Origin of the sequence: Geodermatophilus normandii (assembly GCF_003182485.1) — a bacterium.
GTDB lineage: Bacteria > Actinomycetota > Actinomycetes > Mycobacteriales > Geodermatophilaceae > Geodermatophilus > Geodermatophilus normandii.
Map to the genome: position 1 here is coordinate 4,417,525 of NZ_QGTX01000001.1, position 20,714 is coordinate 4,438,238.

General features: G+C 77.6%; 21 protein-coding genes and 1 tRNA gene. 9 read left to right on the plus strand and 13 right to left on the minus strand.

Going from position 1 to position 20,714, the window contains the following annotated elements; all coding sequences use genetic code 11:
- Nucleotides 1-22 precede the first annotated feature (22 nt).
- On the plus strand, nt 23-700 hold the full coding sequence (locus JD79_RS21245; RefSeq protein ID WP_245900272.1) for a phosphonate ABC transporter ATP-binding protein: 678 nt from the start codon (nt 23-25) through the stop codon (nt 698-700).
- Nucleotides 697-2,304: a PhnE/PtxC family ABC transporter permease gene (locus tag JD79_RS21250; protein ID WP_110007126.1), complete on the plus strand. Its 1,608-nt coding sequence runs from the start codon at nt 697-699 to the stop codon at nt 2,302-2,304. Before JD79_RS21245 ends, JD79_RS21250 begins: the two co-directional genes overlap by 4 nt.
- A gap of 94 nt (nt 2,305-2,398) precedes the next feature.
- Here the strand turns inward: JD79_RS21250 and JD79_RS21255 are convergent, their stop codons facing one another.
- Genes JD79_RS21255 through hrcA form a run of 3 tightly spaced genes read right to left on the minus strand, consistent with a single transcriptional unit; the run spans nt 2,399 to nt 5,348 of the window.
- Nucleotides 2,399-3,181, minus strand: coding sequence for a 16S rRNA (uracil(1498)-N(3))-methyltransferase (locus JD79_RS21255; protein WP_110007127.1), 783 nt, complete (start codon nt 3,179-3,181; stop codon nt 2,399-2,401).
- Nucleotides 3,178-4,314 (minus strand): molecular chaperone DnaJ, encoded by a 1,137-nt coding sequence (gene dnaJ / locus JD79_RS21260; RefSeq protein ID WP_110007128.1) that lies wholly within the window; start codon nt 4,312-4,314, stop codon nt 3,178-3,180. The genes JD79_RS21255 and dnaJ overlap by 4 nt, the downstream gene beginning before the upstream one ends.
- 14 nt (nt 4,315-4,328) lie before the next feature.
- Complete coding sequence (hrcA, locus tag JD79_RS21265) at nt 4,329-5,348, minus strand: heat-inducible transcriptional repressor HrcA (protein ID WP_110007129.1); 1,020 nt, start codon at nt 5,346-5,348, stop codon at nt 4,329-4,331.
- A gap of 254 nt (nt 5,349-5,602) precedes the next feature.
- Here hrcA and JD79_RS21270 point away from each other — a divergent pair, with 254 nt between their 5' ends.
- Nucleotides 5,603-5,917, plus strand: a complete 315-nt coding sequence (locus tag JD79_RS21270) for a type II toxin-antitoxin system VapB family antitoxin (RefSeq protein WP_425454195.1) — start codon at nt 5,603-5,605, stop codon at nt 5,915-5,917.
- Nucleotides 5,914-6,441, plus strand: a complete 528-nt coding sequence (locus JD79_RS21275) for a GNAT family N-acetyltransferase (protein WP_245900273.1) — start codon at nt 5,914-5,916, stop codon at nt 6,439-6,441. The genes JD79_RS21270 and JD79_RS21275 overlap by 4 nt, the downstream gene beginning before the upstream one ends.
- A 28-nt stretch (nt 6,442-6,469) precedes the next feature.
- On the opposite strand, the gene JD79_RS21280 is transcribed toward JD79_RS21275, so the two are convergent.
- The 5 genes from JD79_RS21280 to hemW all read right to left on the minus strand — a co-directional run bounded on the left by JD79_RS21280 (nt 6,470) and on the right by hemW (nt 11,185).
- Nucleotides 6,470-7,087: a response regulator transcription factor gene (locus tag JD79_RS21280; RefSeq protein WP_110007131.1), complete on the minus strand. Its 618-nt coding sequence runs from the start codon at nt 7,085-7,087 to the stop codon at nt 6,470-6,472.
- Entirely contained in the window at nt 7,084-8,214 is a 1,131-nt protein-coding gene (locus tag JD79_RS21285; RefSeq protein WP_110007132.1) for a sensor histidine kinase, read from the minus strand. Before JD79_RS21285 ends, JD79_RS21280 begins: the two co-directional genes overlap by 4 nt.
- A 20-nt stretch (nt 8,215-8,234) precedes the next feature.
- Nucleotides 8,235-8,975, minus strand: a complete 741-nt coding sequence (locus tag JD79_RS21290; RefSeq protein ID WP_110007133.1) for an ABC transporter permease — start codon at nt 8,973-8,975, stop codon at nt 8,235-8,237.
- The gene (locus tag JD79_RS21295) at nt 8,972-9,859 is read right to left on the minus strand and encodes an ABC transporter ATP-binding protein (RefSeq protein WP_110007134.1); all 888 of its coding nucleotides are present in this window, start codon (nt 9,857-9,859) and stop codon (nt 8,972-8,974) included. Before JD79_RS21295 ends, JD79_RS21290 begins: the two co-directional genes overlap by 4 nt.
- A gap of 102 nt (nt 9,860-9,961) precedes the next feature.
- Complete coding sequence (gene hemW, locus JD79_RS21300) at nt 9,962-11,185, minus strand: radical SAM family heme chaperone HemW (protein ID WP_110007135.1); 1,224 nt, start codon at nt 11,183-11,185, stop codon at nt 9,962-9,964.
- Nucleotides 11,186-11,232: 47 nt separating this feature from the next.
- Between hemW and JD79_RS21305 the strand changes: the two genes are divergently transcribed.
- A complete protein-coding gene (locus JD79_RS21305) occupies nt 11,233-12,000 on the plus strand; it encodes an enoyl-CoA hydratase-related protein (RefSeq protein WP_110007136.1) in 768 nt (255 codons plus the stop codon).
- Between the two features lie 32 nt (nt 12,001-12,032).
- Entirely contained in the window at nt 12,033-12,188 is a 156-nt protein-coding gene (locus tag JD79_RS21310; RefSeq protein ID WP_110007137.1) for a heme biosynthesis protein HemY, read from the plus strand.
- A gap of 164 nt (nt 12,189-12,352) precedes the next feature.
- Here JD79_RS21310 and selB read toward each other — a convergent pair whose 3' ends face one another.
- The 3 genes from selB to JD79_RS22870 form a co-directional block, all read right to left on the minus strand.
- On the minus strand, nt 12,353-14,098 hold the full coding sequence (selB, locus tag JD79_RS21315) for a selenocysteine-specific translation elongation factor (RefSeq protein WP_110007138.1): 1,746 nt from the start codon (nt 14,096-14,098) through the stop codon (nt 12,353-12,355).
- A complete protein-coding gene (selA, locus tag JD79_RS21320) occupies nt 14,089-15,399 on the minus strand; it encodes an L-seryl-tRNA(Sec) selenium transferase (RefSeq protein ID WP_110007139.1) in 1,311 nt (436 codons plus the stop codon). Before selA ends, selB begins: the two co-directional genes overlap by 10 nt.
- Before the next feature lie 39 nt (nt 15,400-15,438).
- Nucleotides 15,439-15,534, minus strand: a tRNA-OTHER gene (locus JD79_RS22870).
- A 23-nt stretch (nt 15,535-15,557) separates the two neighbouring features.
- Here JD79_RS22870 and selD point away from each other — a divergent pair.
- The 3 genes from selD to JD79_RS21335 all read left to right on the plus strand — a co-directional run bounded on the left by selD (nt 15,558) and on the right by JD79_RS21335 (nt 18,304).
- The gene (gene selD, locus JD79_RS21325) at nt 15,558-16,565 is read left to right on the plus strand and encodes a selenide, water dikinase SelD (RefSeq protein ID WP_211308098.1); all 1,008 of its coding nucleotides are present in this window, start codon (nt 15,558-15,560) and stop codon (nt 16,563-16,565) included.
- A gap of 127 nt (nt 16,566-16,692) precedes the next feature.
- On the plus strand, nt 16,693-17,262 hold the full coding sequence (locus JD79_RS21330) for a hypothetical protein (RefSeq protein ID WP_110007140.1): 570 nt from the start codon (nt 16,693-16,695) through the stop codon (nt 17,260-17,262).
- A 76-nt stretch (nt 17,263-17,338) separates the two neighbouring features.
- Complete coding sequence (locus tag JD79_RS21335; RefSeq protein WP_110007141.1) at nt 17,339-18,304, plus strand: zinc-binding dehydrogenase; 966 nt, start codon at nt 17,339-17,341, stop codon at nt 18,302-18,304.
- Here the strand turns inward: JD79_RS21335 and JD79_RS21340 are convergent.
- Both JD79_RS21340 and JD79_RS21345 read right to left on the minus strand, forming a co-directional pair.
- A complete protein-coding gene (locus tag JD79_RS21340; protein WP_110007142.1) occupies nt 18,294-20,042 on the minus strand; it encodes an MFS transporter in 1,749 nt (582 codons plus the stop codon). The two genes, JD79_RS21335 and JD79_RS21340, sit on opposite strands and share 11 nt — an antisense overlap.
- Nucleotides 20,011-20,712 carry an LppX_LprAFG lipoprotein gene (locus JD79_RS21345; protein ID WP_146220513.1) on the minus strand — a complete coding sequence of 234 codons (702 nt, stop codon included), beginning with the start codon at nt 20,710-20,712 and terminating at the stop codon, nt 20,011-20,013. Before JD79_RS21345 ends, JD79_RS21340 begins: the two co-directional genes overlap by 32 nt.
- Between the last annotated feature and the right edge of the window lie 2 nt (nt 20,713-20,714).

A 20,714-nucleotide genomic window follows, 5' to 3' on the forward strand; every position in this document is an offset into this window, starting at 1 on the left:
GACGGCGACCGCGCTCGACTCCGTGGACCTCACCGTCGGTCCCGGCGAGCGGGTCGCCGTCGTCGGGGCCTCGGGCGCCGGCAAGTCGACGCTGCTGGCCGTGGCCAACGGCGCGGTGCCGCCGTCGTCGGGTGCGGTGCAGGTGCTGGGGCAGGACCCGGCCGGACTGCGCGGGCCGGCGCTGCGCCGGCTGCGCGCCCGGGTGGGCACCGTGCACCAGCACCTGGAGCTGGTCGGCCCGCTGCGGGTGGTGCACAACGTCAACGCCGGCCGGCTGGGGTCGTGGCCGGCGGCGCGGGCGGCGTGGTCGCTGGTGCGGCCGCAGGGCCTGCCCGAGGTGCTCGCCGCCCTGGACCGGGTCGACCTGGCCGACCGGGTGTTCGACCGCACGGACACCCTCTCCGGCGGGCAGCGGCAGCGGGTCGCCGTGGCGCGGCTGCTGGTGCAGGACCCCGAGCTCGTGCTGGCCGACGAGCCGGCCTCCGCGCTGGACCCGGTGCTCGCCGACCGGGTGCTGGAGCTGCTGGCCGGACCGGCGTCGCGGGGCGGCGCGCTGCTCGCCGCCCTGCACGACCCGTTGCTGGCGCTGCGGCACTGCGACCGGGTGGTCGGGCTGGCCGGCGGGCGGGTGGTCCTCGACGCCCCGGCGGCGGCGCTGACCGTCGCCGACCTGGCCGCGTTCTACGGGGCGCCGGCGTGACGGCGGTGGCCGCGCCGGCGGTCTCGCCCGGACTGCGGCGGGACCGCCGCCGCTGGGGATGGGGGCTGGCCGCGCTGGCCGCCGTCGGCTGGTCGCTGGTCGCGGCCGTCGACGGGGAGGGGGTGAACCCCGCCGGGGCCGCGCAGTTCGGCCGGTTCGCCGCGGCGGCGCTGTCCCCCGCGCTCGACGGCGCCTTCCTCGCGGTGCTCGGCACCGCGGCGCTGGTCACGGTGGCCTACGCCGTCCTCGGCACCGCGCTGGCCCTGGTGCTGGGGGCGGCCGGGGCGGTGCTCGCCGCCCGCACCACCTGGGGACGCCGCCGGCTGGGGTGGGCGGCGGCGCGCGGCGTGCTGGCCGTCCCGCGCGGCCTGCACGAGGCGGTCTGGGGCCTGCTGCTGGTCAACGTGCTGGGCCTGGACCCGTGGGTCGGCGTCCTGGCCATCGGGCTGCCCTACGGCGCGGTGACCGCGAAGGTGTTCGCCGACCTCCTCGACGAGGTGCCGCGCGGGCCGTACACGGCGCTGCTGGCGCAGGGCTCGGGCCGCGCGGCCGCGGCGTGCTACGGGCTCGTGCCGCAGGCGGCCGGCGGGCTGCTGTCCTACGCCTTCTACCGGCTGGAGTGCGCGGTGCGCTCCGCGGTCGTGCTGGGCCTCATCGGGGCCGGCGGGCTGGGCTACCAGCTGTCCCTGTCGTTCACGTCGCTGCGCTGGCCCGAGGTCTGGAGCGCCGTCTACGCCCTGGCCCTGCTGTGCCTGGCCGCCGACGTCGCCGGGCGGGCGGTGCGGCGCCGGGTGGCCGCGCCGCGTCGCCGCACCGGGGTCCTCGCCCGCGACCGGGTGCTCGCCGTGGCGGCCGGAGCGGTGCCGGCCGCCGTGGCGTGGTCGTGGTGGTTCCTGGCGCTGTCGCCCGGGTCGCTGGGATCGGCGCGCACCCGCGAGCAGGCCGGCTACGTGCTCGGTGCGGCGTGGCCGCCGGCCGGGGACGGCGACCTGCTGCGCGAGGTCGCGCGCCAGTCGGTGGTCACGCTGCAGACGTCGGTGCTGGCGATCGCGGTGGCGACGGCGGGCGCGGTGCTGGTGGCAGGGGCCGCCGCGCGGCCGGCCGGGCGGCCGGGGCCCGCGCGCCGGGTGTCCGGGGCGCTGCTGCGCGCGGCGCTGCTCCTGCTCCGGGCGGTGCCGCCGCCGGTGTGGGCGCTGGTCCTGCTGTTCGTGCTGCTCCCCGGCGTCCTGCCCGGCGCGCTGGCGCTGGGCGTCTACACGCTCGGCGTGCTGGGGCGGCTGGCCGCCGAGGCGGTGGAGGAGGCCGACGCCCGCCCGCGGACGGCGCTGGCGGCGCTCGGCGCCCGGCCGACCGGCGGCTGGCTCTACGCCGTGGCGCCCCAGGCGGCCGGCCCGGTGCTCGCGTTCGCGCTCTACCGGTGGGAGGTCGTCGTCCGGGACACGCTGCTGGTCGGGCTGCTCGGCGCCGGCGGGCTCGGTGCGCTGCTCGCCTCGCGGCTGGCGGCCTTCGACTGGGCGGCCGTCACCACCGTGCTGCTCGCGACGATCGCGCTCACCCTCGCCGTCGACCTGGTCGGCGACCGCGCCCGCCGCGCGCTGCGCTGACCGACGTCCTGGCTCACGCTCGTGCGTCCTGGCTCACCCTCGGCGCTGAGCCAGGACGCAGCACGATCAGGTCACCTGATCGTGCACGCCGGGCTCAGGACCAGCGGGCGCGGACCGACAGCGCGGCCAGGGCGGCGGCGCCGGCGGTGGAGGTCCGCAGCACCTCGGGGCCGAGCCGCACCGCCTGGGCACCGGCCGCGCGCAGGGCCACGACCTCGCCGTCGGTGAGCCCGCCCTCGGGGCCGACGACGACGGCCACGGTGCCGCCGGCTGGCAGCTCGACCCCGGCCAGCGGCCGGCGGGCCTGCTCGTGCAGGACGAGCGCGAGGTCGACGTCGGCCAGCTCGCCGCACACCTGCCGGGTGGTCATCAGGCCGGTGACCTCGGGCACCCGCGGCCGGCGGGACTGCTTGGCCGCCGCCCGCGCGGCGGCCCGCCACTTCGCCAGCCCCTTGTCGACGCGGTCCTCCCGCCAGCGGGTCACGCACCGCGCCGCGGCCCAGGGGATGACCCGGTCGACGCCGAGCTCGGTGGCCAGCTCCACCGCCAGCGGCCCGCGGTCGCCCTTGGGCAGCGCCTGGACCAGCACGAACTCCGGCTCGGGCGCGGGCACCTCGTGGCGGGCGGTCACCCGCACGCGCAGCCCGGCCGGGCCGGCATCGACGACGACGCCCTCGACCAGGGCGCCGCGGCCGTCGCCCACCCGCACCGGCTCCCCCGGGGCCAGCCGCACGACGTCGACGGCGTGCCGGCCCTCGGCGCCGTCGACGAGGACCTCGTCGCGGTCGAGCAGCTGCGCGGCGGGCAGCTCGTCGAGGAGGAACAGCGGCGAGCCGTCGAGGGCGGGGCGGGGCGCGTCGGGGGCGGCGGCGCTCACTTGAACGGGTTCCGGACCCGGGAGAACAGCCCGCCGTGCGCCTCCGCGGACGGGCCGGGCCGGTCCTCGCCGCGCAGCACGGCCAGCTCGCGCAGCAGCTTCTCCTGCTCGGCGTCGAGGCGGGTCGGCGTCTGCACGTCGACGTGCACCAACAGGTTGCCCCGGCCGGTGGCCCGCAGCCGCGGCGCGCCCTGGCCGCGCAGCGTCAGCACGGTGCCGGCCTGGGTGCCCGGGCGGACGTCGACGTCGGTCTCCTCGCCGTCGAGCAGCGTCAGCGGCAGGGTGGTGCCCAGCGCGGCCGCGGTCATCGGCAGGGTCACGTGGCAGTGCAGGTCCTCGCCGTCGCGGGTGAAGACCTCGTGCGGCCGCTCGCGGATCTCCACGTACAGGTCGCCCGCGGGACCGCCGCCGGGGCCGACCTCGCCGCGGCCGGTGAGCCGGATGCGCATGCCGTCCTCGACACCCGCGGGCACCTTGACCTGGATGGTCCGGCGCGCGCGGATGCGGCCCTCGCTGCCGCACTCGGGGCACGGGTCGGGGATGACCTGGCCGGTGCCGGCGCAGGTCGGGCACGGCCGGCTGGACACGACCTGGCCGAGGAAGGAGCGCTGCACGCTCTGCACCTCGCCGCGGCCGGAACAGGTCGCGCAGGTGGTCGGGTGGGTGCCCGGCGCGGTGCCCGCGCCGCTGCAGGTGCCGCAGAGGACGGCGGTGTCGACGGTGATGTCCTCGGTGGTGCCGAAGACCGTCTGCTCCAGGTCGAGCTCGAGGCCGATCAGCGCGTCGTCACCGGCACGGACCCGGCTGCGCGGACCGCGGCCGCCCACCCCGCCGCCGAAGAAGGCGTCCATGATGTCGCCGAGCCCGCCGAAGCCCGCCCCGCCGAACGGCGAGCTCCCGGCCGCGCCGGCCCCGCTGTCGAACGGGTCGCCGCCGAGGTCGACGATGCGCCGCTTGTCCGGGTCGGTCAGCGCCTGGTACGCGCGGCTGACCTCCTGGAAGCGCTCCTTGGCCTCGGGGTCGGGGTTGACGTCGGGGTGCAGGTCGCGCGCCAGCCGCCGGTAGGCCTTCTTGATGTCGGAGTCGGAGGCGCCCCGGGCGAGTCCGAGGACGCCGTAGTAGTCGGTTGCCATCAGCTGTCGAGACCTCAGCTCCCGGCCAGCAACTGGCCGACGTAGCGGGCCACGGCTCGCACCGCGGCCATGTTGCCCGGATAGTCCATGCGGGTCGGGCCGACGATGCCCAGCCCGCCGAGCGCCCGGTCGCCCGAGCCGTACCCCACCGACACCACCGACGCACCGGCCAGGGCCTCGTGGGCGTTCTCCTCGCCGATGCGCACGAGCACGGCGCCGCCGCTGTCGACCTCGCTGATCAACCGGAGGACGACGACCTGCTCCTCCAGCGCCTCCAGCAGCGGCCGCAGGCTGCCCGGGTCGACGGCGACACGCGCCAGGTTCGCCGTCCCGCCGATGACGAGGCGGTCCTCCCCCGGCTCGACGAGCGTCTCGACCAGGGTGGCGCTGACCGCGGCCACCAGCGCCCGCAGGTGCGGCGGCGCGGTGTCGACCAGGTCGGCCACCTTGCTGCCGGCGTCGGCCAGCTTGGCGCCGGTGAACGCCGCGTTGAGCGTCGTGCGCAGGTCGGCGACGTCGTCGCGGCCGACGTCGACCGGGCAGTCGACGATCCGCTGCTCGACGCGGCCGGTGTCGGTGATGAGCACCAGCAGCAGTCGCGAGCCGGTGAGCTGCACGACCTCGAGGTGACGGACGGCGCTGCGCGACAGGGTCGGGTACTGCACGACGGCGACCTGGCTGGTCAGCTGCGCCAGCAGCCGCACGGTCCGGCCCAGCACGTCGTGCAGGTCGACGGCGCCGTCGAGGAACCGCTCGATCGCCTTGCGCTCGGCGGCCGACAGCGGCTTGACCGCCGAGAGCCGGTCGACGAAGAGCCGGTAGCCCTTGTCGGTGGGCACCCGGCCGGCGCTGGTGTGCGGCTGGGTGATGTAGCCCTGCTCCTCGAGCACGGCCATGTCGTTGCGGATGGTGGCCGGCGAGACGCCCAGGTCGTGCCGCTCGGCCAGGGCCTTGCTGCCCACGGGGTCGTTGGTGGAGACGAAGTCCTGGACGATCGCCCGCAGGACCTGCAGGCGCCGTTCGTCGTGCGCCACGGTGACACCTCCCCGAACCGGTCGACGTCGCCGTGCGGAGGGCCGCGGGGCCCCGGCCTGCACGCTCCGGAGGGTCCGGGCGGGCTGGCACTCGCACGGACCGAGTGCCAATCCAGCATACGTCCAGGGAGCCGTTCCGTCGCGGATGCGCGGGGGCCGCCCCCCGGAGGGGGCGCGGCGCGGGCCGGGGGCGGCCGATACGCTGACCGGGGTCGGAACGGGCGCGCGCAGGTCGGACGGAGGTCGGGTCCCTGATCTTCAAAGCGGTGCGGAGCGGGCGCCCCTATCCCGAGCACGGCCTGTCCACCAGGGACTGGGCGATGATCCCGCCCCGGCAGATCCGGCTCGACACGCTGGTCACCACCAAGCGCGAGCTGGCGCTGGACACCCTGCTCGCCGACGACTCGACCTTCTACGGCGACCTGTTCCCGCACGCCGTCCAGTGGCACGGCGACCTCTACCTCGAGGACGGCCTGCACCGCGCGCTGCGGGCGGCGCTGCAGCAGCGCTCGGTGATCCACGTCCGGGTGCTCGACCTCGACGCGCTGATGCCCGCCAACCTGGCGTGACGAAGGACTCCCTCGCCCCCCGCCACCCGCTCGCTCGCGGCGGGCTCCTGCGAGAGGGCCGGGACGGACCGGTACTGCGCCGGGCGACCGCGGACGACCTCCCGGCGATCGTCGCGCTGCTCACCGACGACCCGCTGGGCGCCGGCCGCGAGTCCGCCGACCTCGCTCCCTACCGCGCGGCGTTCGCCGCCGTGGACGCCGACCCGGCCCACCTGCTGGTCGTGGCCGAGGACGCCGGTGCCGTCGTCGGCACGCTGCAGCTGTCCTTCCTGCCGGGGCTGTCGCGCGGCGGGGCGCTGCGCGCCCAGGTCGAGGGCGTGCGGGTGGCCGCGGCCGCCCGCGGGTGCGGCCTCGGCGAGGCGATGCTCGGCTGGGTGGCCGAGGAGTCCCGCCGCCGGGGCGCGGCGCTGGTGCAGCTCACCACCGACACCCGCCGCCCCGACGCACACCGCTTCTACGAGCGGCTCGGCTACGTCCCGTCGCACGTGGGGATGAAGCTGGAACTGCAGCCCGTCGACCTGTGAGCCGGCCCCCTCGCAGGGGCTCCTCCGTCTAGAGCCAGCCCTTGTCCGCGGCGACGCGGGCGGCCTCCACCCGGGTGCGGGCGCCGGTCTTGCCGATGGCCGAGGACAGGTAGTTGCGCACCGTGCCCTCCGACAGGAACAGCCGTCGGGCGATGTCGGCGACGGTGGCGCCGTCGGCGGCCTCGCGCAGCACGTCGGCCTCGCGCGCCGACAGCGGCGTGGCACCGATCGCGAGCGCCGCGGCGGCCAGGTCCCGGTCGATGACCCGCTCGCCGGCGACGACGGCCCGGATCGCCGTCGCCAGCTCGGCCACCGGCGCGTCCTTCACCAGGAAGCCGGCCGCGCCGACCTCCATGGCGCGGCGCAGGAAGCCCGGCCGGCCGAACGTGGTCAGGACGACGGCGCGCACCGCGGGCAGCTCCGCGGCCAGCTCGCGGGCGGCCTCGAGACCGTCGCGGCCGGGCATCTCGATGTCGAGCAGGGCGACGTCGGGGCCGTGTTCGCGGGCGGCGGCGAGCACCTCGTCGCCGCGGCCGACCTCGGCGACGACGGTGATGTCGGGTTCGAGCTCCAGCAGCGCCCGCAGCGCGCCGCGGACCATCGACTGGTCCTCGGCCACGAGCACCCGGATGACGCGGTCGGTCACCGGGCGACCGCCTCCGGCACCGTGTCCGGCGCCGCGGCCGGGACCAGCGGCAGCACCGCGCGCAGCTCGTAGCCGCCGTCGTGGCCGGCGCCCCCGGTGAGGCGGCCGCCCAGTGCGCCGACCCGCTCGGACAGGCCGGCCAGCCCCGAGCCGGGCTCGCTGTCGTCGGCGGGACCGCGGCCGTCGTCGGTGACGGTGAGGACGGCCTCGGCGCCGTCGTCGGCCAGGGACACCGTGACGGTCCGGGCGCCGCTGTGCCGCAGCACGTTCGTCGTCGCCTCGCGGACCACCCAGCCGAGCGCGGCGTCGACCGGGCCGGGCAGGACCGGCACGCGCGTCGGCACGCGGACGGCGATGCCCGCGCCCGACAGCGCCGAGCGGGCCTCGGTCAGCGCCTGCGCGCAGCTGACCTGGCGGTAGCCGCTGACGGCGTCGCGGACCTCGGCCAGCGCGCGGCGGGCGGCGGCCTCGACGTCGGCCATCTCGGTGCGCGCCCGGGCGGGGTCGGCCTCGGCCAGCCGTCCCGCGAGCTCGCTCTTGAGCGCGATGAGCGAGAGGCTGTGGCCGAGCAGGTCGTGCAGGTCGCGGGCGAAGCGCAGCCGCTCCTCGGCCACGGCGTTGCGCGCGAGCTCCTCGCGGGCCGCGGCGAGCTCGGTGTTCACCGAGATCAGGTGGCGGGTGCCGCGCATCGCGAACGCGGTCAGCAGGCACATGACCGGGAGGATGAACAGGCTGGCGAACATGCCGTCGGCGGCGACGACGGCGGTGCACACCGCGGCCGCCGCGAGCACCGCCGGCCACACCCGGCGCTGCGGCAGCGCCGCCGACGAGGCCGCCGACACGTAGATCATCAGTCCCGCCCAGGACGGCCCCATCCAGACGGCGAGCCCGACGCCGAGCGCCGCGACCACCGCCAGCCGGCTCAGGGTCGGCTGGATGCCGCAGCTCGTGAACGACCGGCGGAACACGTCGAGGTAGACGACGGTGAACACCAGCAGGCCGGCGCCGGCGACGACCCGGGTGGCGAGCGGCCGGTCGGTGGTGACCAGGTCGGCGACCGGGAAGAACTGGAACAGCAGCCAGGGCAGGGACCAGCCGATCTGCTGCCACCGGCCACGGGGATCCACGGCGACCGACCGTAGCCCGCTCAGCCGGCCACGGCCGCGAGCGGGCGGCGGCGCGCCACGGCGACGGCGAGCACGGCGAAGACCACCCCGGACGCGACGAGCACCGCCACCGCCGTGGCCCCCGGCGGACCGCCCGCGGCGACGTCGCGGCCGGTCTGCGCGTACCAGTAGGACGGCAGCGCGTGCGCCACCGCGCGCAGACCCGACGGGAAGACCTCCACCGGCACCCACAGCCCGCCGAGCGCGGCCAGCACGGTGGCGACGAGCCCGATGGCGCCGCCGGCCGCCTTCTCCTCCAGGGCCCAGCCCAGCAGCAGGCCCAGCGCCACGAACACCGCCGACCCGAGCCACAGCACGCCGACGAGGCCTGCCCACGCCGCGGGGTCGAGCCGCACGCCGCTGACGAACCGCCCGACCAGCGCGACGACCACCAGCGGCGGCAGGGTGAGCAGCATCCCGACGGCGACGTCGACGGCGACCACCGAGGTCTGCGGCACGGGCGTCACCCGCAGCTGCCGCAGCCACCCCGAGGCCCGGTCGAAGGAGAGCCGGATGGTCGCGCCCAGCGCCGCGCCGATGGCGCCGTAGGCCATCATCGCGACCATCGTGGCCGCGGCGGCCTCCTGGCTGATCCCGCCGGGCGCGCCGGCGAAGACCTGCGTGAAGAAGACCGTGAACGCCGCCGGCAGGACGACGGTGAAGAGCAGGTACTGCCGGTTGCGGCCGACCCGGCGCAGCTGGAAGGCGAACAGCGGGCTCATCGGGCGGCTCCCGTCGTGAGGGTGAGGACGGCGTCCTCGAGGCTGGCGCCGCGGACCTCGAGGTCGGCCAGCGGGACACCGCGGTCGAGCAGGACGCGCAGGGTGGCCTCGGCGTCGGAGGTGGTGAGGACGGCGGTGCCGCCCCGGCGCGTGGCGGCGGTGACGCCGGGCAGCCCGGTGAGGTCGGCGTCGTCGGTCACCGACAGGCGCACGGTGCGCCCCGCGACCGCCGAGCGGACCCCGGCGGAGGAGCCGTCGGCGACCACGCGCCCGCCGGCGAGGACCACCACCCGGTCGGCGACGGCGTCGGCCTCCTCGAGGTGGTGGGTGGCGAAGACGACGGTCGTGCCGCGGGCGGCGAGCTCGCGCATCGTCGTCCAGAAGGCCCGCCGGCCCTCGACGTCCATGGCGGAGGTGGGCTCGTCGAGCAGCAGCAGCGGCGGCTGACCGGCCAGCGCCAGGGCCAGCATCACCCGCTGCCGCTGGCCACCCGAGAGCGCCTCGACGGGGCGCCCGAGCAGCCCGCCGGTGCCGGTGGTGGCCACCAGGTCCTCCAGCGGCCACGGGTCGGGGTAGCTGCGCCGCACCAGCTGCAGGACCTCGCCGACGCGCGCCTCGCTCGGCAGTCCGCCGTGCTGCAGCATCGCGCCGACGGAGCCGGCACGGACGGCGTCGGCCGGGGCGCGGCCCAGCACGCGGACGGTGCCGGCCGCGGGGCGCAGCAGGCCGAGGACGGCGGAGACGGTGGAGGACTTGCCGGCGCCGTTGGGGCCGAGCAGCGCGACGGTCTCCCCCGTCCCGATGCGCAGGTCGAGGCCGTCGACGGCGAGCACGTCGCCGTGGCGGACGGTGAGGCCGGAGAGCTCCAGGGCGTCGAGGGGCACGTGACGAGCCTGGCGCCGGCCCGGGTGCGCGTACCAGTGCGGGACGTCGTCGTCCCGACCTGACATCCGTCAGACGTGGGGAGCCCTCGTGGCGCCAGTGGCTCAGTCCGTGAGGTCGCGGACGACGGCGTCGGCGAGCAGCCGGCCGCGGTCGGTGAGCACCGCGCGCCCCGCCCCGTGCGCGCCGGCCTCCAGCAGGCCGCGGGCGACGGCGTCCGCGGCGCGCAGCCGGCCCGTGTCGGACAGCGCGGCGAGCGGCAGCCCGTCGCGCAGCCGCAGGCCGAGCATGACGGTCTCCAGCGCGCGGTCGGCGTCGTCGAGGACCTCGCGGTCGGCCACCGGGCTCTCCCCCGCCGCCAGCCGCCCGGCGTAGGCCGCCGGGTGCTTGACGTTCCACCAGCGCACCCCGCCGACGTGGCTGTGCGCCCCCGGGCCGATCCCCCACCAGTTCGCGTTGGCCCAGTACAGCTCGTTGTGCCGGCAGCGGGCGGCCTCCCCGCGCGACCAGTTGCTGACCTCGTACCAGTCGAACCCGGCACCGCGCAGCGTCGTGTCGGCCTGCACGTAGCGGTCGGCGAGGACGTCGTCGTCGGGCACGGGCAGCTCGCCGCGGCTGATGCGGCGGGCCAGCCGGGTGCCGTCCTCGACGATGAGCGCGTAGGCGCTCACGTGGTCGACCGGCGCGGCCAGGACGGCGTCCAGTGAGGCGGCCCAGTCGGCGTCGGTCTCACCGGGCGTGCCGTAGATGAGGTCGAGGTTGACGTGCTCGAAGCCGGCCGCGGCCGCCTCGCGTGCGGCCTGCGCCGCCCGGCCGGGCGTGTGCCGGCGGTCGAGCACGGCGAGGACGTGCTCGGCCGCGGACTGCATGCCCAGGCTCAGCCGGGTGAAGCCGGCCGCGCGCAGGGTCGCCAGCGACGCCGGCGTCACCGACTCGGGGTTGGCCTCGGTGGTGACCTCGACGTCGGGGGCGACGGGGAACAGCTCGCGGACCGCGGCCAGGACGGCGGCGAGGTCCTCGGCGGGCAGCAGCGTCGGGGTGCCGCCGCCGACGAAGACCGTGGAGACCGTCGGCAGGTCGGGGCCGAGGACCCGCGCGGCGCGGGACAGCTCGGCGATCGCGGTCCCGGCGTACTCGGCGCGGTTGGCGCCGGGGCCGAGCTCGTCGGAGGTGTAGGTGTTGAAGTCGCAGTAGCCGCAGCGCGTGGCGCAGAAGGGCACGTGCACGTACAGGCCGAAGGGCGTCGTCGTCAGGTGCTCGCGGGCGCCGGCCGGGAGGTCGTCGTCCGCCGGCGGGCGCGCCGGCAGCAGCGGCAGGGTCGTGGTCATCCGCTCCCAGTGTGCCGCGCCGCGGCTCCCCCGGGGAGGATGCCCCGGTGAGCGAGGGCCGGCTGCTGCAGGTGACCGTCGCGGGGGGCGTGGCCAGCCTGGTCCTGGACTCCCCCGCCAACCGCAACGCGCTGTCCCGCGCGCTGCGCGGTCAGCTGCGCGAGGCGCTCGACGCGGCGCTGGCCGACGACGCCGTCCGGGTGGTCGTGCTCGACCACACCGGCCGGGTCTTCTGCTCGGGCATGGACCTGTCCGAGGCCGCCGGCGCCGGCGCCGGGGACCAGGGCGTGCGCGAGCTGCCCGACCTGCTGGAGGCCCTGTGGACGGCACCCAAGCCGGTGGTGGCCACGGTCCGCGGCCCCGCGCGCGCCGGCGGGGTGGGTCTGGCGGCCGCCTGCGACGTCGTCGTGGCCGCCTCCTCGGCGACGTTCGGCATGTCGGAGGTGCGGCTCGGGCTGGTGCCGGCGGTGATCTCCGCGGTCGTGCTGCCCCGGATGCAGCCCCCCGTGGCGCACCGGCTGATGCTCACCGGCGAGGTGTTCGACGCCGCCACCGCCGCGGCCGGCGGGCTGGTGGACCTCGTGGCGCCCGACGACGAGGTGGACGCGGCCGTCGACGGGCAGGTCTTGGCGCTGGCCGCCGGGTCGCCGTGGGCACTGGCCGAGACCAAGCGGCTGCTGCGCGCCGGCGGGCTGCGCGGCTCGTTCGACGACCTGCTCGAGCTCTCGGCGCGGGCCTTCGCCGGCGAGGACGGCCAGGAGGGCATCGCCGCGTTCCGCGAGAGGCGCCCGGCCCGCTGGGTCCCCACCCTCTAGCGCCGGCACCGGCGGCGCGGGACCCTGCGGGCGTGACCGCAGCCGAGGACCCCCGCGCGCGCTTCCGCACCCTGCCCGAGCCGGTCCGCCCCGACGACGCGGTGGAGACGGTGGACGCCGAGCCCGCGCGGCCGGTGCACACCGGGAGCGACGAGCGCGCCCGCCTCCTGCGCGAGGCGGGCGGCTGATCCTCCTCCGTCGCTCGCTCGTGCTCTGCCCCGCCCGGCGGGGCAGAGCACGAGTTCCCGCCGGACCCCTCTCGCCCGCTCGCTCGTGCTCTGGTCCGGATGGGGGGCACAGCACGAGCGTCCGCGGACCAGTGACTGCGCCCGTCCGGCTCGCAGCGGCCCGGTCACCGCAGCCGGCGGCTCGCGTCGGGCAGCCGCTGGGTGACCCCGCGGGCGTCGAGCCACTCCATCAGCGGCACCGCCACACGGCGCGAGGTCCCCCACGCCGAGCGGGCCTGGCTGAGCGTGAACGGCTGGGGCACGCCGGCCAGCCGCCGGCGCGCGACCTCCTCCACCCCCGGTGCCAGGTACACGCCGTCGGCGATGCGGACCAGCTGTCCGTCGCGCACCGCCGCCGCCAGCTCGCGCGGGCCCAGCCGGGCGGCGCGCAGCTCCTCGGCGTCCGGTGCGGCGAACGGATCGGCGGCCAGGCGGGTCCGGATCGCGTCGACGGCGCGCTGCACGGCCGGCGGCAGGCCCGCGGCGGCCACCACCACGCGGCCCTCGCGCAGCGCCAGCGGCGGGCAGACGACCAGTGGCACCAGGTCGTCGGCGGGCAGGTCCAGCTCCCGGCGGACCGCGGCGACCGGCGGCCCCGGCTCCAGCGGGTGCGCCTGCCGGTGCGCGGCCACCAGCCCGGGCACCCGCCGGGCGAGCTCCCCCACCAGCCCGGGTGCGAGCAGCCACGGGCCGGCGCGGACGGCGTCGTCGGGCACCGGCCAGCCCATCGCCGTGAAGTCGTCGGCGCGCACCACCCGTCGCCGCGCGAGGTCGGCCGCCGCACCCGCGGGCCCGGCCTCCTGCGCGTCGAGGTCGGCGGCCCGCTGCCGGGCGGCACCCCGGCGGCGCAGCTCCGGCGGGGCGACGTCGCGGACGTCGGCGCCGAGCACCCGGCGGGCGCCCGGGTCGCGCAGCAGCACCCGGTCGCCCACCCGCAGCGGCAGCGGCGAGGCCAGCCGCAGCCGCACCGCCGTCCCCTCCAGCGGACGCAGCCGCACGGGCACCGCTGCCGACCCCACGTGCAGCACCGCCTCGGCCGGCAGCCGCTCCCCGGGCTCCCGCGCCAGGACGACGTCGACCTCGTCGGTCTCCCGGAAGGCGCCGGGGGTGAGCAGCGCGTCGCCGCGGGACAGGTCCTCGACGGCGACGCCGCGCAGGTTGAGCGCCACGCGCGCGGTCGCCGCCGCCTGCTCCACCGGCCGGCCCAGCGACTGCACGCCGCGCACGGTCACCTCGCGGCCGCCGAGCCGCAGCCGGTCGCCCGGCGCCACCGACCCGGCCGCCAGCGTGCCGGTGACCACGGTGCCGGCGCCGCGGATGGGGAACGCGCGGTCGATCCACAGCCGCACCGGAGCCGCGGCGTCCGGCGCGGGGAGCCCGGCCAGCAGGGCCTCCAGCGCGGCCGCCAGGTCGGCGACGCCCCGCCCCGTCGGCGCGCTCACCGCCACGCCCGGCACGACGCCCATCGACGTGGCCGCCAGCCGCTCGGTCGCGTCGGCCAGGACCGGTGCGGGATCGGCGAGGTCGGCCTTGGTGACGGCCAGCAGCGCGTGACGCACGCCGAGCGCGTCGAGGACGGCGACGTGCTCGGCCGTCTGCGCCGACCAGCCGTCGTCGGCGGCCACCACGACGAGCGCGGCCGGCACCGACCCGACCCCGGCGAGCATGTTGCCGACGAACCGCTCGTGCCCGGGCACGTCGACGACGGCGACCACCCGGCCCGAGGGCAGCGTCGTCCAGGCGAACCCGAGGTCGATGGTCAGGCCGCGCCGGCGCTCCTCCTCCCACCGGTCGGGCTCCATGCCGGTGAGCGCGCGGACCAGCGTCGACTTCCCGTGGTCGACGTGGCCGGCGGTGGCGATCACGTCCACCGGCGGGCCACCTCCAGCACCGCGGCGGCGAGGTCGTCGTCGGCCGACGGCGGCACGCTGCGGAGGTCCAGCAGCGTCCGGTCGTCGGCGAGGTGCCCGACCACCGGCCGCGCGCCCAGCCGCAGCGGCTCGGCGAACGCGGAGGGCAGCGAGACCGCGGCGCTCGGCAGCGGGTGCTCGGGCGCCCCTCCCCCGCCGACGCGGGCGGCCGAGTCCACGGCGCGGGCGTCGAGACCGGCGGCGGCCAGCCGGGCGGCGAGCGCACCGGCCCGCGCGCGCAGGTCCGCGACGTCGGCGGCGAGCATCTCCTGCACCGGCGGGAGCGGGCCGCGCAGCGTCGCCTCCAGCGCGGCCAGCGTCGTCTTGTCCACCCGCAGCGCGCGGTAGAGCGGGTGGCGGCGCAACCGCTGCACGAGGTCGGCGCGGCCGAGCACCAGCCCGGCCTGCGGGCCGCCGAGCAGCTTGTCGCCGCTGGCCAGGACGAGGTCGGCGCCGTCGGCCAGCGTGGTCTGCAGGTCGGGCTCCTCGGGCAGCGCGGCGTGCGGGCGCAGCAGGCCCGAGCCGACGTCGGCGACCAGCGGGACGCCGGTCCCGGCGAGGCCGGCCGCGAGCGCGGCCACCGGCACCGCCCGCGTGAACCCGCGGACGACGAAGTTCGACGGGTGCACCTTGAGCACCGCGCCGGTGCCCGGGCCGAGCGCGCGCGTGTAGTCCTCGAGCGCGACCCGGTTGGTGGTGCCGACCTCGCGCAGCCGCGCCCCGGTGGACTCCAGCAGCTCGGGGATGCGGAACCCGTCGCCGATCTCGACCAGCTCGCCCCGGGCGATGACCAGCTCGCCGCCGAGCGCCGTCGCCACCAGGGCCAGGGCGGCCGCGCAGTTGTTCACCACGACCGCCGCCTCGGCCGCCGGCACGGCCGCGAGCAGCGCGGACAGCGCCGCCTCCCCGCGCGGGCCGCGGCGGCCGGTGCGCAGGTCGAGCTCGACGCCGGTGGTCCCGCTCGCGGCGACCACGGCCTCGACGGCGGCCGGTGACAGCGGCGCCCGCCCGAGGTTGGTGTGCACCAGCACGCCGGTGGCGTTGAGGACCGGCCGCAGGCTGCCCGCCGTCGTCGGCAGGCCGGCGAGGACCGCGGCGACGGCGTCCTCCGGGTCCAGCTCACCGGCGCGGACGCGCGACTGGACGGCGCGGACGGCGTCCTTGACCAGGTCACGGCCGAGCCGGGCGGCGGATGCGGCCAGCGCGGGATCGGCCAGCAGCGTGTCGGTGCGGGGCACTGCCCGCCGCGGGTCGGCGCTCATCGCCTCGGGAGCGTAGGCGCCGCCCGCGACGGGGTCGGCTGGCGGAGGCGGACGGGAATCGAACCCGCCTGACCGAGCTGCTCGGCCACGTCGGCTTTAGAGGCCGCGGGGGCCACCAGACACCCTGACGCCTCCACGTGCCAGCCTACGGTGAGGCCGTGACCACCGCGCCTTCCCGCATCCGGCTCACCCAGTACGCCCACGGCGGCGGCTGCGCCTGCAAGATCCCGCCCGGTGAGCTCGAGGCCGTCGTCGCGGGGCTCACGCACACCGGCCCGGCCGACCCGGCCGCGGAGCTGGTCGTCGGCCTCGACGACGGCGACGACGCGGCCGTGGTGCGCATCGCCGGAGGGCAGGGGCTGGTGCTCACCACCGACTTCTTCACCCCGGTCGTCGACGACCCGTACACCTTCGGCCGGATCGCCGCGGCCAACGCGCTCTCCGACGTCTACGCGATGGGCGGCACCCCCGTCGTCGCGGTCAACCTGCTGGGCTGGCCGCGCGACGTGCTGCCGGCCGAGCTGGCCGCCGAGGTGCTGCGCGGCGGGCTGGAGGCCGCGCAGGAGGCCGGCTGCCACGTCGGCGGCGGGCACTCCATCGACGACCCCGAGCCCAAGTACGGCATGGCGGTCACCGGCGTCCTGGACCTCGACCGCGTCATCCGCAACGACGCCGCCGTCGCCGGGACGCCGCTGTCGCTGACCAAGCCGCTCGGCGTCGGCGTGCTCAACAACCGGATGAAGGCCACCGGCGAGGTCAGCGAGGAGGCGGTGGCCTCGATGACCGCGCTCAACCGCGACGCCTCGCTGGCGGCGCTGGCCGCCGGCGTCCGCGCGGGCACCGACGTCACCGGCTTCGGCCTGCTCGGGCACCTCTACAAGATGGCTCGCGCCAGCGGGGTGACCGCCGTGGTCGACGCCGCCGCCGTCCCGTACCTCACCGGTGCCCGCGAGGCGCTGGCCGCCGGGTTCGTCTCCGGCGGCACCCGGCGCAACCTCGACTGGGTGCGCCCGCACACCGACCTGTCCGCCGTGCACGAGGACGAGGCGCTGCTGCTGGCCGACGCGCAGACGTCCGGGGGGCTGCTGCTGGCCGGCGAGGTGCCCGGCGCCCCGGTCGTCGGGGAGTTCGTCCCGCGCGGGGAGCACGTCCTCGTCGTCCGCTGACGGCGCGTCCCGGCCGACGCGCCGCCGCCCGGCACCGCCGCGCACGGATCCGTTCCGGCTCTCCCCCTCCGCTGCCACGCTCCCCCCGCCCGACCCGGAGGGCCCGGGTCGCGCGGAGGAGGACGACATGCGGACGAGGACGGCCGGCGCACTGACCCTGCTGCTGGCTGCCGGCACCCTGGGCGCGCTGACCGGCACCGCGGGGGCAGCGCCCCCGGCCGGTGCGGGGACGGAGAACACGACGACCGGGTCGGCGACCGCCTTCCCCCTCGTCGGCGGCGCGGGAGTGTTCCTGACCGCCTACGACCCGGACGGGGAGGCGCCCCTCACGGTGCCGGAGGTCTTCGCCGGCAGCTACGAGTGCTTCGCCGACGAGAGCCTGCCGGCGGACTTCCGCGGGCTCGGGTCGGTGAGCACGGCCGGGACGACCGGCGTCACCTGCTTCGCCGACGGGCTGCCCGACCTCACCGGCACGCTCACCGTCGACGTGCAGTGGCGCGGTCGGGGGCCGGCCACCGAGCAGCCGGAGCCGCCGTTCCCGACCGAGTGCGACCTGCGCGTGCTCATCCGCCAGGCCGACGTGACCGGCTCGATCGCCCTGGAGATCCCGGCGCTGGGCATCGACGCCACGACGGACCTGGTCGGCGTACCGGGGGACATCCGGACGGCCCTGTCGAACTGCGCGGCACCGCACTGACCGGCGCGGGGTCGCGGCTCCGGGCGGGCCGCGACCCCCGTCGCCCGGCGACCGGTCACCGGCTAGCGTCCGGCGCATGCGCGCCGTCTTCGTCTCCACGCCCTCGCCCGACGACCCGCTCTCCGTGCTGGAGGTCGGCGACCGTCCCGAGCCCGAGGTGCCCGACGGCTGGACGACGGTGCAGGTCGAGGCGGTCTCGCTCAACCACCACGACCTGTTCAGCCTGCGCGGCGTGGGCCTGCCGCAGGAGCGCATGCCGATGATCCTGGGCACCGACGCGGCCGGTCTGGACGAGGACGGCAACGAGGTCGTCGTCCACGGCGTCGTGGCCACCCCCGGGTGGACCGGCGACGAGACGCTCGACCCCAGGCGCACGCTCTTCTCCGAGCTGTACCAGGGCACCATGGCCGAGCGGGTCGCCGTCCCCCGGCGCAACGTCGTGCCGAAGCCGGCCGAGCTGTCCTTCGGCGAGGCCGCGTGCCTGCCCACCGCCTGGCTGACGGCCTACCGGATGCTCTTCGTGAAGTCCGGCCTGCGGCCCGGGCACACGGTGCTCGTGCAGGGCGCCAGCGGCGGCGTGGCCACCGCACTGGTGGTGCTGGGGCGGGCTGCCGGGTTCCGGGTGTGGGTGACCGGCCGCAGCGAGGAGAAGCGGCAGGCGGCCCTCGACCTGGGCGCCGAGCAGGCGTTCGAGCCCGGCGCCCGGCTGCCCGAGCGGGTCGACGGCGTCATGGAGACCGTCGGCAAGGCGACCTGGAGCCACAGCGTCAAGTCGCTCAAGCCCGGCGGCGTCATCGTCACCTCCGGCGCCACCACCGGCTTCGACCCGAGCGCCGAGCTCAACCGGGTGTTCTTCACCCAGCTGTCGGTCATCGGCTCGACGATGGGCACCCGCGACGAGCTCGAGGCGCTCATGCGGATGTGCGCGGCCACCGGCGTCCGCCCGGTCATCGACGTCGAGCTGCCGCTGGACCAGGCCCGCGACGGCTTCGCCCGCATGCTCGAGGGCCGCACCGCCGGGAAGATCGTCTTCACCCTCTGACCCGGGGTGCGCGAGCCCGGCTGACCTCCCGGAGCAGCACCAGCGCCGCGACCGCCGCCAGCCCGGCGGCGACCGCGGCGCCGGCGAACACGGTGTGCAGCTGGGTGAGGACGGCGGCGTTCGTGGCGTCGTCGTACGCCGCGCAGTCCGCGGGCGACGCGGGGCACAGCGTCAGCGGCGAGCCGATCGCCTCCACCTCGGCGGTGAAGCGGCGCAGCGCCACCGCGGTCAGCAGCGAGAGCCCGACCAGCATGCCGACGGTCCGGGCGACGACGGCCAGCGCGCCGGCGCTGCCGTGCACCTCGGGCGGCGTGACGGCGAGCAGCACCGCGTTCACCGGCGCGATCGCCAGGCCGAACCCCAGGCCCGCGGCGAGCAGCACGAGCGTCGACGTCCACGAGTCCAGCGAGGTCTCCCCCCAGCCGGTCATCGCCCACAGCGCCAGCGCGGCCAGTGTCATGCCGCCCGCCGCCACCGCCCGCGGGGGCACTCCCCGGCACAGCCACCCGCCGGCCACCGCACCCACCGGGACGGCGACCAGCAACCGCACCAGCACCAGCGCGGCGCCGAGCTGGTCGCCGGGCGTCGTCGTCGCGCGGGCGAACAGCGGGACGTCGACCAGCGCGGCCACCAGCGCCACCCCGACCAGCAGGTTGACCACCAGCGCGCCCCAGGCACCGGCCGGCCGCAGCGCGCCCAGCGGCAGCACCGGGTCGGGCGCGCGCCGCTCGTGCAGCCAGAACGCGACGGCCGCCGCGGCCGCCACCGGCAGCAGCACCGGGCCGTGGGCCACGACCTCGCGCGCCGGGTCGGCCGCGGCGAAGGCCCACACCAGCGCGCCCAGCGCCACGACGGCGAGCAGCGAGCCGAGCACGTCGACCTCGCGCAGCAGCCGCGGCACCCCGCGCAGCGGCAGGACCGCGCCGACGGGACGGGTGAGGCTGCGCGCCACCAGCGCCGTGCCCGCGACCACCGCTGCCAACACGAGCGGTGTGGAGGCGGGGACGCCCTCGGCCAGCGGCACCCAGGCCAGGCCCAGCGTGACGTCCTCGGCCAGCGCGGCGGGCTCGGCCAGGTGCAGCCCGGCGGCCGTGCCGGTGACGGCGAGCAGCGCGAGGCCCAGCGGGTCGGGCCGCCGTCCCCCGGTGACCACCACCCCGGCGGCCAGCGCGATCCCGAGCAGCAGGTTGAGCCAGAAGACCGCCCGCCAGTCGCTGACGGCGAGCACCGCGGCGCCGGCCAGCGGGCCGAGCACCGCGCCGGCCTCCTGCACGGCGCCGACCACGCCCAGCGGCACCGCCCGGCGCTCCGGCGGCCACCGGTCGGCGACCAGCGCCAGCGTGGCCGGGACCAGCCCGCCGGCGCCGACGCCCTGCAGCCCGCGCCCGGCGACGGCGGGGCCCAGCCCGGTCGCCGTCGCGGTGAGCAGCGAGCCGACGGCGAACAGCAGCAGGCAGCCGGCCAGCACCGGCACCCGCCCGCGCAGGTCGGCCAGCCGGCCCAGCAGCGGCAGCGTGGCGGTGTAGCCGAGCAGGAAACCGCCGATGATCGGCGTCGCCCGCTGCAGCTCGTCGATGCCGACGCCGACCCCGGTGAGGATGTCGGGCAGCGCCAGGACGACGACGTAGGTGTCGGCCGCGGTCACCAGGACCGCGAGCGTGGCCAGGACGACCAGCGGCAGCCCCGGGACCGCGCGCGCCCGGGGCTCAGCCGACAGGCGGTGCGGTGATCTCGACATCGTCGCCGGCCTCGGAGAGCTCGATGGTGAAGGTGGCGTCCTGGTCGGCGGCGTAGAAGGGGCCGGTCAGCTCGGCGCGGCGCAGCTCGCCCGACTCGGGGGCGACGGAGTAGCGGGCCTCCACCGGCTGGCTCGGGTCGGCGCTGGTGAGCACCTCCTCCACCAGCTCGCCGGGCAGCTGCGCGGTGACCTCGCGCACCACCTCGCCGTCGACCCGCCGCTCCTCCCCCAGCTCGGCGGAGTCGGCCTGGGCCAGCAGCTGGGAGATGCCGGTGTCGGGGTCGAGCAGCGCGCCGGGGTCGCCGAAGCCGAACTGCGCGGGGTCGACGACGCTGTAGCCGCTGGTGAAGGGCAGCTGGGCGTAGACGGTGCCGTCGACGGAGACCACGGCCAGGTCCAGCGCCGAGCCCACCGCCAGCACCTGCAGCGTGCCCTGGAAGGAGGCCGGCCGGACGACGTCGCCCTCGCCGCCGACCAGCGCGGTGCCGGTGGTGGGCGCCCCCTCGCTGGTCAGGACGAAGTGCAGGCGGTCGGTGTCGTCGAGCGTCGTCTTGGCGCGCGACAGCAGGTCACCGGCCGACTCCTCCGGCTCGTCGGACCCGCAGCCGGCCAGCGCCGACCCCGCGAGCACGAGCCCGGCCACCAGTCCGGCGGCACGGCGCAGCAGCATGA